Annotated in this window: 15 protein-coding genes and 1 pseudogene; 7 read left to right on the top strand and 9 right to left on the bottom strand. The window is 68.1% G+C overall.

From position 1 onward, the window contains the following. Nucleotides 1-82: 82 nt before the first annotated feature. Both VLK31_RS14410 and xylF read right to left on the bottom strand, forming a co-directional pair. Nucleotides 83-1,273, bottom strand: a complete 1,191-nt coding sequence (locus VLK31_RS14410) for a sugar ABC transporter permease (RefSeq protein ID WP_409169081.1) — start codon at nucleotides 1,271-1,273, stop codon at nucleotides 83-85. Between the two features lie 125 nt (nucleotides 1,274-1,398). Next, a complete protein-coding gene (gene xylF, locus VLK31_RS14405; RefSeq protein WP_409169080.1) occupies nucleotides 1,399-2,421 on the bottom strand; it encodes a D-xylose ABC transporter substrate-binding protein in 1,023 nt (340 codons plus the stop codon). A gap of 264 nt (nucleotides 2,422-2,685) precedes the next feature. On the opposite strand from xylF, the gene VLK31_RS14400 reads away from it, so the two are divergent. Then, entirely contained in the window at nucleotides 2,686-2,955 is a 270-nt protein-coding gene (locus VLK31_RS14400) for a hypothetical protein (protein WP_409169079.1), read from the top strand. A gap of 37 nt (nucleotides 2,956-2,992) precedes the next feature. Here VLK31_RS14400 and VLK31_RS14395 read toward each other — a convergent pair whose 3' ends face one another. After that, nucleotides 2,993-3,493, bottom strand: coding sequence for a ferritin-like domain-containing protein (locus VLK31_RS14395; RefSeq protein WP_409169078.1), 501 nt, complete (start codon nucleotides 3,491-3,493; stop codon nucleotides 2,993-2,995). A 220-nt stretch (nucleotides 3,494-3,713) separates the two neighbouring features. Then, entirely contained in the window at nucleotides 3,714-4,415 is a 702-nt protein-coding gene (locus VLK31_RS14390) for an alpha/beta family hydrolase (RefSeq protein ID WP_409169077.1), read from the bottom strand. 177 nt (nucleotides 4,416-4,592) lie between these two features. Here VLK31_RS14390 and VLK31_RS14385 point away from each other — a divergent pair, with 177 nt between their 5' ends. Further along, complete coding sequence (locus VLK31_RS14385; protein WP_409169076.1) at nucleotides 4,593-4,997, top strand: surface-adhesin E family protein; 405 nt, start codon at nucleotides 4,593-4,595, stop codon at nucleotides 4,995-4,997. A 46-nt stretch (nucleotides 4,998-5,043) separates the two neighbouring features. Here the strand turns inward: VLK31_RS14385 and VLK31_RS14380 are convergent, their stop codons facing one another. Continuing rightward, nucleotides 5,044-6,357, bottom strand: a complete 1,314-nt coding sequence (locus VLK31_RS14380; protein ID WP_409169075.1) for a phospholipase D-like domain-containing protein — start codon at nucleotides 6,355-6,357, stop codon at nucleotides 5,044-5,046. Nucleotides 6,358-6,364: 7 nt separating this feature from the next. Next, entirely contained in the window at nucleotides 6,365-6,997 is a 633-nt protein-coding gene (locus tag VLK31_RS14375; RefSeq protein ID WP_409169074.1) for a response regulator, read from the bottom strand. A 355-nt stretch (nucleotides 6,998-7,352) separates the two neighbouring features. Here VLK31_RS14375 and VLK31_RS14370 point away from each other — a divergent pair, with 355 nt between their 5' ends. Beyond that, nucleotides 7,353-8,333 (top strand): helix-turn-helix domain-containing protein, encoded by a 981-nt coding sequence (locus VLK31_RS14370; RefSeq protein ID WP_409169073.1) that lies wholly within the window; start codon nucleotides 7,353-7,355, stop codon nucleotides 8,331-8,333. Between the two features lie 21 nt (nucleotides 8,334-8,354). Here the strand turns inward: VLK31_RS14370 and map are convergent, their stop codons facing one another. Together map and VLK31_RS14360 are read right to left on the bottom strand one after the other, a co-directional pair. After that, entirely contained in the window at nucleotides 8,355-9,149 is a 795-nt protein-coding gene (map, locus tag VLK31_RS14365) for a type I methionyl aminopeptidase (RefSeq protein WP_409169072.1), read from the bottom strand. 116 nt (nucleotides 9,150-9,265) lie between these two features. Beyond that, a pseudogene (locus tag VLK31_RS14360) lies at nucleotides 9,266-9,505 on the bottom strand (ParD-like family protein); the annotation flags it as partial. A gap of 173 nt (nucleotides 9,506-9,678) precedes the next feature. Here VLK31_RS14360 and VLK31_RS14355 point away from each other — a divergent pair. From VLK31_RS14355 to VLK31_RS14345, 3 genes are read left to right on the top strand one after another with little or no spacing between them, the layout of a single operon-like run. Continuing rightward, a complete protein-coding gene (locus tag VLK31_RS14355; RefSeq protein WP_409169071.1) occupies nucleotides 9,679-10,701 on the top strand; it encodes a thiamine pyrophosphate-dependent dehydrogenase E1 component subunit alpha in 1,023 nt (340 codons plus the stop codon). Continuing rightward, on the top strand, nucleotides 10,692-11,657 hold the full coding sequence (locus tag VLK31_RS14350; RefSeq protein WP_409169070.1) for an alpha-ketoacid dehydrogenase subunit beta: 966 nt from the start codon (nucleotides 10,692-10,694) through the stop codon (nucleotides 11,655-11,657). The genes VLK31_RS14355 and VLK31_RS14350 overlap by 10 nt, the downstream gene beginning before the upstream one ends. A gap of 22 nt (nucleotides 11,658-11,679) precedes the next feature. Continuing rightward, entirely contained in the window at nucleotides 11,680-12,102 is a 423-nt protein-coding gene (locus VLK31_RS14345; protein ID WP_409169069.1) for a MarR family winged helix-turn-helix transcriptional regulator, read from the top strand. A 20-nt stretch (nucleotides 12,103-12,122) separates the two neighbouring features. On the opposite strand, the gene VLK31_RS14340 is transcribed toward VLK31_RS14345, so the two are convergent. Continuing rightward, nucleotides 12,123-12,899 (bottom strand): SDR family oxidoreductase, encoded by a 777-nt coding sequence (locus VLK31_RS14340; RefSeq protein WP_409169068.1) that lies wholly within the window; start codon nucleotides 12,897-12,899, stop codon nucleotides 12,123-12,125. Between the two features lie 113 nt (nucleotides 12,900-13,012). On the opposite strand from VLK31_RS14340, the gene VLK31_RS14335 reads away from it, so the two are divergent. Beyond that, entirely contained in the window at nucleotides 13,013-13,939 is a 927-nt protein-coding gene (locus tag VLK31_RS14335; RefSeq protein ID WP_409169067.1) for a LysR family transcriptional regulator, read from the top strand. Nucleotides 13,940-13,992 lie beyond the last annotated feature (53 nt).

The raw sequence follows: 13,992 nt of genomic DNA, 5'->3' as shown, positions 1-13,992 counted from the left end.
GGGGACATTCGCGGAGCAAGGTACCCCGCCCTCGCGAGCGCGCCCTGAACAGCAGCGCGCCCAGAACAAGCAGAGCATCACCTCAGCTCTCCCCGAACTTGCGCCGATACAGCACGTCGAAGACGACAGCCACGATCAGAACCTGCCCGATGATGACCATGCGCTTGCCGATGGGTACGTCCAGCAACAGCATGCCGCTGTCCAGAGACTGCATGATGAGCGCGCCCAACACCGAGCCGAAAATCGAGCCGCTGCCACCCGCCAACGCCGTGCCGCCAATCACCGCCGCCGCAATCACGTACAGCTCCATGCCGTTGCCCAGCGAGTTGGTGCCCGCGTTCAAACGTGCAATGGACACGATGGCCGCAATCGTCACCAGCACCGCCAGCAACGCGAACAACATCAACGTGACACGCTTCACCGGAATTCCCACCAACGCCGCCGCATCCGGGTTGCCGCCCATCGCAAAAATGTAGCGGCCAAAACGCGTGCGGTGCACGATGAACGACAGCACGATGGCCACCGCCGCCCAGATCAGCACCGGAATCGGAATGCCCTGCGGCGCGTCCTTCGAGTCGATCTTGTAGTGGTTCATGACCGCCGCAAAACCGATCACCACCGCCGCCGGCACCGCCGTGAGCAACAGCTCCAGCCACAGCGGCTCGTTGGGCATTTCGTGGCGGGCACGCGCGCGGCGCTTCTGGAACATGCGCGCGAACAGCACCAGCGCCACCACGCCCGCAATCACCCAGCTGGCCGTTACGCCAATGCCGCCGTCGTAGCCGCCGCCCAGGCGCTGAAAGAACTCGTCGTTCACCGGCTGCGTCTTGCCGTCGGCCACCAGAAAGGCCGCACCGCGAAACGACATGAGGCCACCCAGCGTCACCACGAACGAAGGCACGCCCAGCATCGCCGTGAGCCAGCCCTGGTAGATGGACACCAGCAACGCCACCGCGAGCCCCGCAAGGCAGGCGGTGGGCCACGACCAGCCCGAGGTGTATTGCAGGTACGCAATGAGCACACCCACGAAGCCCATCACCGAACCGACCGACAGGTCGATGTGGCGCGCCACGATGATCAGCACCATCACGGTCGACACGATGCCGACCACGGCCGTCTGCTGCGCCACGTTGTAGAGGTTCTCGGGCGAGAGAAACACGCCGCCCGACATCACGCTGAACACCACGGCCATGACGACCAGCAGCAGGCACATCAGGATGAGCCGCAAGTCGATGCCCGTGCGGCGCCACCACCCCGGTGTTGGATCGCTCATTTTTTTAATCCCTCAGGAATGCGGATGCGCAACCAGCCAGCGGCAGGCCCTTTGCGGGGCTGGCCGGTGGCTGCATTGCGGGAAAGGGGCGCGTTGTGCTTTTTAAGCCGAACGCGCCGGTTGCGTTACTTGCAGGCCGCGGGCGCGCTGGCGCCCGTCACGCCCTTGCAGAGCTCGTCTTTCTTGATCCAGCCGGCCTTGACCACCACTTCGAGGTTGTCGCGCGTGACGGGCACGGGCGTCAGCAGGCGCGATTGCAGCGACACCTTCTTGGGGCCGCTGGCCCAGGTCGCGGCCTTGTCAACGGGCTTGCCCTGCGACATGGCAACGGCCGCCATGGCGGCCTCGCGGCCGAGCTCGCGCGAGTCCTTGAAGATGGTCGCGGTCTGCGTGCCCAGTGCAATGCGGTTGAGGGCCGCAAAGTCGGCGTCCTGGCCCGACACCGGAATGCCGCGCAGGCCCTTGGCCGTGAGCGCCGCCACGGCGCCGCCGGCCGTGCCGTCGTTGGCCGCCACCACCGCGTCGACCTTGTTGCCGTTCTTGGTGAGGATCTGCTCCATGTTCTTCTGCGCGACCTCGGGCTTCCAGCCTTCGGTGTACTCGTCGCCGACGATCTTGATGTCGCCCTTCTTGATGGCGTCGGCCAGCACCTCCTGCTGCCCCGCGCGCAAGAAGTCGGCGTTGGGGTCGCTGGGCGAGCCCTTGATGATCACGTAGTTGCCCTTGGGCTTGACCTTGAGCACCTCGCGCGCTTCCATGCGGCCGACCTCCACGTTGTCGAAGGTGATGTAGAAAACACCGGGCGCCTCGATGAGCCGGTCGTAGGCCACCACGGGCACCTTCTGGCGCGTGGCCTTGGTGACGGCGGGAAGAATGGCGTCCTTGTCCATGGCCAGCACGATGAGGGCCTTGGCACCCTTGGCCATCAGGCCCTCGATGTCGCCGAGCTGCTTCTCTGGCGAGCCACCCGCGTCGGCACTGATGTACTTGGCGCCCAGCTTCTCCAGCTCGGCCTTGATGGCGGCCTCGTCGGTCTTCCAGCGCTCTTCCTGAAAGTTGGACCAGCTCACGCCGACCACGGTCTGCGCCATGGCGCCCACCGCCGTCAGACCGAAGGCCATGGCGGCCAGGGTGTGTTTCAGTTGCATCGATGTCTCTCCAATGTTGGTGCGCCCTGCAGCAACCAACGGTGTAAGAAATTAGTTAGTTTGAAGGGCGAACTAACTATCCCATCGCGGCGGGGCGGTGGGCATCCGGGGTTTCCCGAAGCGGCAATCACGGTGCCGGTTTTTGCCTGCGCGCGGCTGGGCGCGGTCCTACGCGGCGTGCTGGCGCGCATCGGTATGTTCCCGACCGGCCAACGCTCGAACCCGAAGAGCAACCCAACCACCACACCCCACAAAGGAGCCACCATGTCGACCGAAATGCTCAAGCAGATTGCCGCTTCGCGGCTGCCCCTGGTGATGTCCGCAACGAAGGATGTCGATGCGGTGTTGAAGCTGCGCGACGCGGGCCTGGTGCTCGCGCTGGTGCCCTCGGCCGCCGACACCGCAAAGATGCCGGGCCTGCGCGTGGTGCAGGTGCTGGCGGTCACGCAGAAGGGCTTCGAGGCGCTGCAGCAGGTGCGCTACCCCGGTGAGCGCGCACGTGAAAAAGGCCGGGAGATCCCGGCCTTTTTCTGAACTGCACTGAGCGCCGAGGGGCGCTCAGCAAGCCTCGTCACTCGCTGGCGCGTGCGGCGTTGCGCAGGTCACGAATCTGGTCGTGGTTGCGCTGCGCGCCTTCGGCTTGTTGCGCGATCACGGCGCGCACATCGGCCGGCAGGTTGTTCTTCAGTGCCTTGCGGTAGCGGGCCACGGCAGTGTCTTCACCGCGCTCGCACGATTCGAGAATGGACAGTTCGCTGTTGGCGCCCAGTGTGCCCTTCACGTGCACCCAGCCGCGGTGCAGTGCGCCGCTGGCGGTGCCACCGTCGGCCGGCGTGCCGCCGTAAGCGGTGACCAGCGCAATCAGCTCGGCTTCGGCCGTCTTGCATTGCACGGCGCGGCTCGCGAACAGCGTTTTGGCCGCGGGGCTCTTCACTTCTTCGGCGCAGGCGCGAAAGCCGTATTCGCCGTCGCGGGTGTTTTCGAGCAGGTCGTTCAACACGTCCACCACGTCGCCGTTGGCCAGCACCGGGCCGGTGTTCAGGGTGTCGTTGGTTGCTTCGTTGTAAGCCATCTCTGGAGTCCTTTCATTGCCTGTCTGCATGACAGGACGGGTTGCAAGTCGTCAGCCTCTCTGAGTTGCTTTGTGGCTGACCGAAAACCCATGGTCCGAAGATTGGCGTGCGCATGGCGTCGGCCCATCGGGCAAGCCGGCGTAGGTGAAGGACGACCTTGCCTGCAAGGCCCCAGTCTGTCGATTGGCCGCACGCAGCCGCACCCAGCCGCTCAGCCGATCAGCCGATGCGCCAGGCCTGCATCCACACCGCGATGCCGTCGAGCAGTTCGTCCATTGCTTCTTCGTCGCTGCGCCCTGACCGTTTGAGCAGATGAAAGCCGTGGTCCGCGCCGTCGATTTCCAGCACCGTGGCCAGCGCGCCGAGCGCTTGCGTGGCGAGGTGGAACGGGCCGGGCTCGGCCAGCGTGTCGCGCGGGCCGTGCACAAAGAGCATCGGCACATCGACATGCTGCAAATGCGCGGCGCGAGCGGCCGCGGCCTCGGGTGAGCCCGAGGGGTGCAACGGAAAGCCGATGAACACCAGGCCCTGCACAACCGGCAGCGGCGCGAGCGCCTGGGCCTGCGAGCTCATGCGCCCGCCGAACGACTTGCCGCCGGCAAAGAGCCGCACACCGTCGAACCGCGCCGTCGCGCACGCCGCCGCCGCGCGCACCGTGGCATGCGCCAGCGCGGGTGCGTCCGTGCGTTTCTTGCCCTGTTCCATGTAGGGAAACTGATAACGCAGCGTGGCGATGCGCCGCTGCGCAAGACCTTCGGCCACGGCCTGCATGAACGGATGCGCCATGCCCGCGCCGGCGCCGTGCGCGAGCACGAGGCAGGCCTCGGGCGCAGGAGGCGACAAGGCAATGGCGGACACGGAAATGTCGGGGGAGGCGAGGTCGGGCGCGACGGAAATGGAAAGGTGCTTGAGGGTGTTCACCGCCTTAGTTTGCCCAACGCAAACCCCGCACGGGCCACTGCGCCTTCGGCGCCGTCCGACACGCGCGCGGCCGCGTTCGATGTAAATTGATGTTTCCGCATCCGGCTGTTCCAGCCGGCTTTTTTTCGGCCCTCTGGTGGGCCTTCCTTGGGAGTCAAGGTTGTGAGGCACTGGTTGATGGCACTCGGCATGGTCGGCTGCGTCGCGCACGCGCAGCCTGGCTGGTTCACCGTGGTGGGCGATCCGCTGGACAAGGGGGCAGACACGGTTCAGGTCGACCCCGACCGCGTGGCCGTGGCGGCAAGCGACAAGGCGATGAACCTGCGCGTGAACCGCGCCTCGCCGCGCCTGAACTGGGACGGCATTGCCTACCGCTCGTACGAGTCGCGCGTGGTGTTCGACTGCCAGTCGCGCCGCGCCAGCTACATGGCCGCGCGCTACTACACCGAGCCGATGTGGCAGGGCGAGCCGCACCATGTGGCCCACTACGCCGACGCGCCCAAGCCGGTGCTGTTCCGCGACATGAAGCCGAACCCGACGGCGCGCATCGTGCGCGCGGCGTGCCGGCCACGCGCTAGCTGAACACGCGCCAGCTGAGCATGCGCCAGCTGAACACCGCTGCCGCGGCTCAGAGCTGCGACGACAGCAACGAGGACAGGTGCTCCAGCGCCTTCTCGTGCAGCGGGCGGCCTTTCCACTGCGCGAAGGTCAGGCGCTTCGACTCGCGCAGGTCGGCCTCGAACTGCTCCGTCTGCGCGGCGGCAAAGGCCGCGTCGTAGATGTTCAGGTTGGCCTCGTCGTTCAGGCGAAACGACCGGTTGTCGAAGTTGGTCGAGCCCACCGACACCAGCAGCCCGTCCACCGTGAAGACCTTGCAATGGAACATGGTCGGCTGGTATTCGCTGATCTCGGCGCCGGCCTCCAGCAACGGGCCCCAGGCCGCGCGCGAGGCACCGCGCACGGTCTGCGAGTCGATGATCGGCCCCGGCGTGATGATGCGCAGGCGCACCCCGCGCTGCATGGCCGCCACCAGCGCGCCCACGGTCAGGTCGTCCGGCACGAAGTACGCGCTCGACAGGTCGATGGTCTTGGTGGCCGCCGCAATCGACAGCAGGTACATCAGGTGCATGCTCTCGCTGCCGCCCGAAGGCGAGCTGCTGAACATCTGGGCGCGGCCCTTGCTGTCACCGTCGCCTGCCGGGGACATCGGCGCAATGGCCGGAAAGTACCGCTCGCCGTGCAGCACGTCGCCCGACACCTTCACCCAGTTGTCCATGAACACCGCCTGCATCTGCGCCACCACCGGGCCTTCGACCTTGTAGTGCGAGTCGCGCCAGTGGTCCGCATCCTGCGCGTGGCCGGTCCAGGCGGGCGCAATGCCCACGCCGCCGGTGAAGCCGGTGCGCCCGTCCACCACCAGCAGCTTGCGGTGGGTGCGGTTGTTCATGCGGGCAATGTCGTACCAGCTCGGCTTGTGGAACTTGCGGATCTGAACGCCCGCGGCTTCCATCTCGCGCACGAAGTCGGCGTCGACCTTCACGCTGCCCACCCAGTCGAGCAGCACATGCACCTTCACGCCCGCGCGGGCGCGCTCGGACAGCGCGTCGGCAAAGGTGCGGCCGATGTCGCCCGACCAGTAGATGTAGGTCTCGAAGGTGATGCTCTGCCTGGCGCCGCGAATGGCCGCGAGCATGGGCGGAAAGATCTGGTCGCCGTTCTGCAAGGCCTCGAAGCGGTTGCCCTCGGTGATGGGCGGCCCCAGCATCACGCCCAGCGCGCGCTGGTACTGAGCGTCGTGCAGCGCGTATTCGCGCTTGACTTGCTCGTCGAGCTTTTTCTCTCCGCTGCTCAGGTTGAGCACCAGCAGCGTGGCGGCCAGCGTCAGGATGAAAGTCCAGGCGACCGTCTTGAATGTGCCGCGGTGGCGCACGCCGAAACGCAAGGCTTGCTCAGTCGATCAGTTGCGTCTTGATCGCGTAGTACGTCAGGTCGCTGTTGGTGGACAGGTTCATTTTTTCCATGAGGCGCGTGCGGTAGGTGCTGATGGTCTTCACCGACAGCGACAGCGCCTCGCCGATGGCGCCCACCGACTCGCCCTTGGCCAGCTTCAGGAACACCTGGAACTCGCGCTCCGACAGGTGCTTGTGCGGCGGCGCGTTGTCCTTGCGCTCCAGCTGGCCGGCCAGCAGCTCGGCCACCGAGGGCGAAATGTAGCGGCGGCCCAGTGCCACGGTGCGAATGGCCTTGGCAATTTCTTCGGGCTCGCATTCCTTGTTGAGGTAGCCGGAGGCGCCCTGGCGAATCAGGTTCACCGCGTAATGCTCTTCGGGGTAGCCGCTGAGAATGAGCACGCCCAGGTCGGGTGCCTTGGCGCGCACCATGGCCAGCGCGTCGATGCCGCTCTGGCCGGGCATCGACAGGTCCATCACGAGCACGTCGATGTCGCAGGTGCGCACCAGGTCGATGGCTTCGCGGCCGGTGGCGGCCTCGCCGACCACACGGAAGTCGACAAAGGTGGAGAAGAACGCCTTGAGGCCTGTGCGGACGACGGCGTGGTCGTCAACGATGCCGATCTTGATCATGGTGTGCTCCTGCTGCTTGAACGGTAGGCGCCAGCGGTTTGGCGCAATAGGGGAGCGACGATGCCACACGCATGCGCCCGCGGGAGGCCCCAAATGCGGGACGCGGCGTTGTCCTGCACGGGTATGCAGGATTGGCTGTCGCTGGCGTCGGACGCGGGCGACATGCAGGCGCGCTTGGCCCTCCCCGGGGGATTCCCTGTCGACAAGGCCCTGGCGCGCGACTTCAATCGAATGCGCCGGCGCATACGCCCGGGAGGCCAGGGGCCTGGGTACATTTTTTGCAGCGGCGCTTTGCTGCCTTCGCAGCAAAGCAGGCGCCCGGCCAGGGCGGCACGTGTTCCCTCCAGAGGAAGCCATGCAATTCAGCTATTCCACAACGGACGTCAGCGGCGCCCGCCGGCTCGACTACTGGGCCGAGTCGGTCTGCAAGCGCCTGATTCCGGCGGCCGGCAAGTTCAGCCATGCCGGCAACTTCGAGGGCTCGCTCACCGGCCACACGCTGGGCAACCTCACGGTGTGCCGCATGAGCTCGAAGCCGCACACCTTCGACCGCACGCCGCACCATGTGCGCGTGGCACCCGAGGAAGACTTTGTGGCGGTGCTGATGCAGGAGGGCTCGGCCCTGCTGCAGCAAGGCGGGCGCGACGTGCAGGTGCGCCCGGGCGACATCGTGCTGTACGACTCGGCACGCCCCTTTCTGCACCACCTGGCGCCGGCCTCGATGCTGCTGGTGCGCATGCCGCGCCAGCAACTGCTGTCGCGCTTTGCACGCGCCGAGGGCATGGCCACGGTGCGCATTGCCGAGGGCCGCTCGATGGCCACGCTGCTGATGCGCATGGCGGAGGAGGCGTTCGACTTTTCCATGGGTGGTGAGAGCGGTGCGGGAGCCGGGAGCAGCGCACCCAGTGCCGCCGGCGCGCGGCTGGCGGGCGCCTTCCTCGACACGCTGAGCGCAGCGATGGAAGTGCAGGACGCCCACGCCGCCGACGGCGCGCAAGGCTCGCGCTACGGCTCGGCCTACCAGCGCGCCAACCAGTACATCGACGCCCACCTGGAGGACAGCGAACTCGACGGCGACGGCATCGCGGCGGCCGTGCACATTTCTCCGCGCACGCTGGCGCGGGTGTTCGCGACGCATGGCACCACGGTCATGCACCACGTGTGGAAGCGCAGGCTGGAGGCCAGCTTTCGTGTGCTCAAGGAAGGCCGGGTGCACCAGGTGTCGCAGGCGGCGCTGCAGTGCGGCTTCAACGACCTGTCGCACTTTTCGCGGGCGTTCAAGAACGCGTTCGGCGTGACGCCGCGCAGCCTGCTGCCTACGGCCGACGGGCACTGAGCCCCCCGGCTCACCGCTTGTTCAGGCGATGGCCGGGTAGTGCCCCGTGCCTTCGGGCCAGGGCGTGAGCACCTCGAAGCCGTCGGGCGTGACCGCCACCATGTGCTCCCACTGCGCCGACAGCGAGCGGTCGCGCGTGACCACGGTCCAGCCGTCGGCCAGCTCACGGGTGTCGCGCTTGCCGGCATTGATCATGGGCTCGATGGTGAACACCATGCCGGCCTCCAGCCGCAGGCCCTGCCCGGGCTGGCCGTAGTGCAGCACCTGCGGCTCGTCGTGGTAGATCTGCCCGATGCCGTGGCCGCAGTACTCGCGCACCACGCTGAAGTGCTCGCGGTGCGCCACCTTCTGAATTGCGTAGCCCACGTCGCCCAGCGTGGCGCCCGGGCGCACCTGCAGAATGCCCGCGCGCATTGCTTCGTAGGTGGTGTCGACCAGCCGGCGCGCCAGCTCGCTCGGCTCGCCCACAAAGTACATGCGGCTGCAGTCGCCGAACCAGCCGTCCTTGATGACGGCCACGTCGATGTTGACGATGTCGCCGTCCTTCAGGGTTTCCTTGGCCGACGGAATGCCGTGGCAGATGACGTGGTTGACCGAGGTGCAGACCGTCTTGGGAAAGCCGTGGTAGCCGATGTTGGCCGCAATGGCGCCCTGCACCTTCACGATGTGGTCGTGGCACAGGGCGTCCAGCGCCTCGGTGGTGACGCCCGGCTTCACATGCTCGCCGATGAAGGCGAGCACCTCGGCGGCCAGATGGCCGGCCGCGCGGGACATGGCGATCTGCGCCGGCGACTTGAGGGTGACGCCGCTTTTCATGCGGCCGCTCCGGCCTTGCGGGGCGCTGCGACAGCACGTGCGGGGCGGGCCAGGGGCATCCGCTGCACTGGTGGCACTGGTGGCACCGGGGGCACTGGTGGCACTGGAACCTCCGGCGCCACCGGTGCGGCCAGCGCGGCCGACAGGGCCGACACCGTCGCCAGGTCGAACCCGCCGGCCTGCTCGGCGCGAATCAGCAGCTGGCAGATGTCGCGGTGATCGAGCGCGGGATGCAGCTCGGCCAGCATGCCGATGCGCATCCAGTGCTCGGCCTGTGCGTTGATGGAACGGCTCAGCGCGTTGCCTGCGACACGCAGGTTTTCGTGCATGAGGTCTGAAATCTTGACGATGCCCATGATGGATTTTTGTATATGAAACGTATATGGATCATATCAAGCATTGCGTGCCCCGCCAAACATGCCCTGAAAGCACCGGCTCGCCCATCGAAGGGTTAGCCCGGTAACGTCGATTCCCTCTCGCTTGATACGATTTTTGCCAAAGCGCCCGTTCCAAGGGCGTTGGAGACAAGATGAACCCCGTCACATCCGGCGCTGCCGCCCAGGCGCTGTACCGCGTCATGGTGCGCATCCGCGCCTTCGAGAACGCCGCCGAAACGGCCAGCCAGGGCGGCGTGAGCGCCTATGGCCAGCAGGCCGCCGGCGCGGCCAAGGTGCGCGGGCCGCTGCACCTGTCCACCGGACAGGAGGCGGTGCCGGCCGGCGTGTGCGCCCACCTGCGCTCCACCGACTACCTGACGTCCACCCACCGCGGCCACGGCCACACGCTGGCCAAGGGCGCCGACCTCACGCGGATGATGTGCGAGCTGTTCGGCAAGGCCACCGGCTTCAACGGCGGCAAGGGCGGCTCGATGCACATCGCCGATTTTTCGGTCGGCATGCTGGGCGCCAACGGCGTGGTGGCGGCGGGGCTGCCCATTGCGGTGGGGGCGGCGCACGCGCAGAAGCTGCTGAAAGCGCGTGACGACATCACGGTCTGCTTCTTCGGCGACGGCGCCATCAACCGCGGGCCCTTTCTGGAAGCGCTGAACTGGGCGCGCGTGTACCAGTTGCCGGTGCTCTTCGTCTGCGAGGACAACCGCTGGAGCGCCACCACCGCCAGCGGCCCGATGACGGCGGGCGAAGGCGCCTCGGCACGCGCCGCGGCGCTCGACATCGCGGCCACGCAGGTCGACGGCAACGACGTGTTCGCGGTGCACCAGGCCGCCGCCGCGCTGGTGGCCGAGGTGCGCGCCGGCAGCGGCCCGCGCCTGCTGCATGCGCTCACGTACCGCGTGAAGGGCCATGTGTCGGTCGACCTGGCAGCCTACCGCGACCCGGCCGAGCTGGCCGCCGCGCTGCAGACCGACCCCATCGCGCGGGCGCGCGGGCAACTGCTGTCGATGGGCGTCGCCCCCGCGGCGCTCGACGCGCTGGAGAACGCGGCGCGCGACGAGGTCGACACCGCGCTGGCCATTGCCGACGCGGCGCCCTGGCCCGACGCCAGCGCCGCCTTCACCGACGTGCAGACCACCGGAGCCGGCCAATGGCACTGACCCAAGACCTGAGCTATGCCGAGGCCGCCGTGCTCGCCCTGCAACGCGAGATGACGGCCGACCCGCGCGTGGTGGTGCTGGGCGAGGACGTGGGCCGCGGCGGCATCTTCGGCCAGTACAAGGGGCTGCAGCAGCACTTCGGCGCCGAGCGCGTGATCGACACGCCCATCAGCGAGGCCGCGATCATGGGCGCCGGCGTGGGCATGGCGCTGGCGGGGCTGCGCCCGGTGGTGGAAATGCGCGTGGTCGACTTCGCGCTGTGCGGCATGGACGAGCTGGTGAACCAGGCCGCCAAAAACCGCTTCATGTTCGGCGGCCAGGGCCGCGTGCCGCTGGTGGCGCGCATGCCGGGCGGCATCTGGGACGCCTCGGCGGCGCAGCATTCGCAGTCGCTGGAGGCGTGGTTCGCGCACCTGCCGGGCGTGGTGGTGGTGTGCCCGTCGACCCCGCAGGACAACCACGGCCTGCTGCGCGCGGCGCTGCAGTGCGGCGACCCTGTGGTCTACATCGAGCACAAGGCGCTGTGGGGCGTGCGCGGCGCGGTGGACGAAGGCATTGCCGTGCCGCTGGGCAAGGCGGCGCGCGTGCGCGAGGGCAACGCGCTCACGCTGGTGAGCTGGAGCAAGCAGATGCAGGCCTGCACGGTGGCCTGCGACGCGCTGGCGGCCCAGGGCATTGCGGTCGACCTGATCGACCTGCGCACGCTGTGGCCCTGGGACCGCGAGACGGTGCTGTCGTCGTGCGCGCGCACCGGGCGCCTGCTGGTGGTGCATGAGGCGGTGCAGGCCGCGGGCTTTGGCGCGGAGATTGCGGCCAGCGCGGCGGAGGCCACGGGCTGCCGCGTGGCGCGGCTGGGTGCGCCGCGCATTCCGGTGGGCTATGCGCCGGTGCTGGAGGCGCAGTCGCGCGTGGGGGTGGAGGCCATCGTCGCGGCTGCGAAGAAGCTGGCCGGCTGAAGCGGCGGATGCAGCGCCGGGCATGGACCCCCTCTTCTTCAAGCTGGTGAGGGTGGTCAACCTCACGGCGCGGCCGTTTCACGAGCGCGTGGGCCGCGAGCACCAGCTCACGCTGAACGAATGGCGCGCCATGGCCGTGCTGGGCGCGCAACCGGGGTTGCATGCCACGCAGATCGCGGAGCAGACCGGCCTCGACAAGATGGCGGTGAGCCGCGCGCTGGCCGGGCTGAAGCGCCACCAGCGCGTGCGCCGCCATGAAGACCCGACCGACCAGCGCCGCAGCCGGCTCTACCTCACCGCGGCCGGCAAGGCGCTGCACGAAACGGTGAGCGCCCTGGGCCGCGAGCGGGAGGCCGCGCTGTTCGCCGGTGTCGATGCCGGCGAACTGGCGCTGCTGGGCGCGACGCTGGACAAGCTGATCGACGCGGTGCAGCGCGCCGACTGAGCCCATCGCGCCAGGTCGCGTCAAGCCGCGAAGCCGCCGTCGATGTTCAAGCCGGCACCCGTGACAAACGCGGCTTCCGGGCTCGCCAGGTAAGCCACCATGCCGGCAATTTCGTCGGCATGGCCGTGGCGCTCGATGGCCATGAAGCTGTGCATGGTGGCGGCCATCGGGCCGTTGGCGGGGTTCATGTCGGTGTCGACCGGGCCGGGCTGCACGTTGTTGACCGTGATGCCGCGCGGGCCAAGGTCGCGCGCCAGGCCCTGCACCAGCCCGGTCAGCGCCGACTTGCTCATGGCGTAGACGCTGCCGCCCGCGAACGGCATGCGTTCGGCATTGGTGCTGCCGATGTTGACGATGCGCCCGCCCGTGCCCATGTGCGCCAGCGCGGCCTGGATGGCGACGAACACTGCGCGCACGTTCACGGCCAGGGTGCGGTCGAAGTCGGCCAGGCTGAACTGGTCGACCGGGCCCAGGTGCAACACGCCGGCGCTGTTGACAAGGATGTCGATGCGCCCGCCGAAGTGGCTGGCGGCGCGGTCGATGCCGGCCTTGAGCGCGTCGGCGTCGGCGCTGTCGATCTTCAGTGCCAGCGCGCGGCCGCCTTCGGCTTCGATGGCGCGCACCAGTTCGTCGGCAGCTGGTTGCGAGTTGCTGTAGCTGAAGGCCACGGCGGCGCCGTCGCGCACCAGGCGGCGCACGATGGCCGCGCCGATGCCGCGCGAACCGCCGGTGACGAAGGCGACCTTGCCGGTCAGCACGGAGGGTGAAGAAGCGGAAGAAACGGTATTCGAAGCCATGATTTTTCCTTTGGGTCAGGGGTTGGATGGGCTCGAGTTTGGGCGTTTGATTGCATTACGGGTAGCCGGTAATTTGGCCAATCAATTTCAACCAATGATTGAAAATGTGGCTCATGGAACCGCTCAATCACCTCGAATCCTTTGTGCAGAGCGCCGAGGGCGGCAGCTTTTCGGCCGCAGCCCGGCGCCTGGGCCTGACCCCGGCGGCGGTCAGCAAGAACGTGGCGCGGCTGGAAGCGCGCCTGGGCGTGCGGCTGTTCCAGCGCAGCACCCGCAGCCTGACGCTGACCGAGGGCGGCGAGCGCTTTCTGGCGCAGATCGGCGGCGCGCTGGCCACGCTGCAGGAGGCGGTGGCCGGCATCAATACCGACGACGGCCAGCCAGCGGGCACGCTGAAGGTGAGCATGGGCCAGGCCTTCGGCCGCACGCATGTGCTGCCGCTGATGGGCGACTTTCTGGCGCGCTACCCGGCCATCCTGCCGGACTGGCACTTCGACAACCAGCAGGTCGATCTGGTGGGCGAGGGCTTCGACGCGGCCATTGGCGGGGGCATCGAGCTGCCGGCCGGGCTGGTGGCGCGCGAGCTGGCGCGCATTCATGTGGTGGCGGTGGCCTCGCCCGGGTACATGCAGGGCCGCAAGCGCCCGCTGCATCCGTTGGAGCTGGCCGCGCTAGACACGCTGCCGCGCCGCTCCTCGCCCACGGGCCGGGTGCGCAGCTGGACGCTGCGCCATGCGCGCGGCGAGGAGGCCACCGTCGACCTGCCCCGCCCGCGCGCCATCTTCAACGACCCCGAGGCCATTGCACAGGCCGCGCTGATGGGGCTGGGCGTGGCCATGCTGCCGATGCCTTTCGTGGAGCGAAGCTTGCGAAGCGGCGACCTGGTGCGGCTGCTGTCCGAGTGGTTCCAGGACGCGGGCGCGGTGTGGCTGTACTACCCGAGCAAGAAACTGCTGCCGCCCAAGACGCGGGTGTTCGTCGACTTTGTGCTGGAGCGGTTTCGCGCGGAGCGTTTTGCGCAGCGCATGCAGGTGGGCTGAGGCACTCGCGGGCCGACAGGCCGGCGCGCCTACCCCATCGGCTCACGGGGTTT

Origin of the sequence: Variovorax sp. H27-G14, assembly GCF_046156345.1 — a bacterium.
Classification (GTDB): domain Bacteria; phylum Pseudomonadota; class Gammaproteobacteria; order Burkholderiales; family Burkholderiaceae_C; genus Variovorax.
This window is presented reverse-complemented; position numbering and strand designations above follow the sequence as displayed.

Coding starts and splice junctions, on each gene's coding strand:
- VLK31_RS14355 (WP_409169071.1), top strand. CDS start 9,679: ATGAACCCCGTCACATCCGGCGCTGCCGCCCAGGCGCTGTACCGCGTC.
- VLK31_RS14400 (WP_409169079.1), top strand. CDS start 2,686: ATGTCGACCGAAATGCTCAAGCAGATTGCCGCTTCGCGGCTGCCCCTG.
- VLK31_RS14350 (WP_409169070.1), top strand. CDS start 10,692: ATGGCACTGACCCAAGACCTGAGCTATGCCGAGGCCGCCGTGCTCGCC.
- VLK31_RS14345 (WP_409169069.1), top strand. CDS start 11,680: ATGGACCCCCTCTTCTTCAAGCTGGTGAGGGTGGTCAACCTCACGGCG.
- VLK31_RS14385 (WP_409169076.1), top strand. CDS start 4,593: ATGGCACTCGGCATGGTCGGCTGCGTCGCGCACGCGCAGCCTGGCTGG.
- xylF (WP_409169080.1), bottom strand. CDS start 2,421: ATGCAACTGAAACACACCCTGGCCGCCATGGCCTTCGGTCTGACGGCG.
- VLK31_RS14395 (WP_409169078.1), bottom strand. CDS start 3,493: ATGGCTTACAACGAAGCAACCAACGACACCCTGAACACCGGCCCGGTG.
- VLK31_RS14410 (WP_409169081.1), bottom strand. CDS start 1,273: ATGAGCGATCCAACACCGGGGTGGTGGCGCCGCACGGGCATCGACTTG.
- VLK31_RS14375 (WP_409169074.1), bottom strand. CDS start 6,997: ATGATCAAGATCGGCATCGTTGACGACCACGCCGTCGTCCGCACAGGC.
- VLK31_RS14370 (WP_409169073.1), top strand. CDS start 7,353: ATGCAATTCAGCTATTCCACAACGGACGTCAGCGGCGCCCGCCGGCTC.
- VLK31_RS14340 (WP_409169068.1), bottom strand. CDS start 12,899: ATGGCTTCGAATACCGTTTCTTCCGCTTCTTCACCCTCCGTGCTGACC.
- map (WP_409169072.1), bottom strand. CDS start 9,149: ATGAAAAGCGGCGTCACCCTCAAGTCGCCGGCGCAGATCGCCATGTCC.
- VLK31_RS14335 (WP_409169067.1), top strand. CDS start 13,013: ATGGAACCGCTCAATCACCTCGAATCCTTTGTGCAGAGCGCCGAGGGC.